The sequence below is a fragment of the Pauljensenia sp. UMB3104 genome, assembly GCF_030217285.1.
Classification (GTDB): domain Bacteria; phylum Actinomycetota; class Actinomycetes; order Actinomycetales; family Actinomycetaceae; genus Pauljensenia.
Genome location: NZ_JASONN010000410.1, coordinates 1 through 255, shown reverse-complemented (window position 1 = coordinate 255; position 255 = coordinate 1). Strand labels below are relative to the sequence as shown.

Below are 255 nucleotides of genomic sequence, written 5' to 3'. Positions count from 1 at the left end.
ATGAGGATGATGACGGGGCCCCATTGTTCGGTTCCGCCCAGCGCGCTCGAGGTGTACAGGGTCGACACGGTGATCGCGCAGAGGTTCGCGATGGCGACGAGCGACAGGTCGATGCCGCCGGTGACCATCGAGATCATCATGGCGATGGAGAGGATGCCGATTTCTGCGACGGCGAGCAGCATGTTCTGCAGGTTGAGGCCCGTCAGGAACACGCTCGGGGAGAGGATCGAGAAGATTCCGATGGCCACGAGGAGG

General features: G+C 62.4%; 1 pseudogene. It reads right to left on the bottom strand.

From position 1 onward, the window contains the following. A pseudogene (locus QP415_RS12225) lies at positions 1-255 on the bottom strand (ABC transporter permease); the annotation flags it as partial.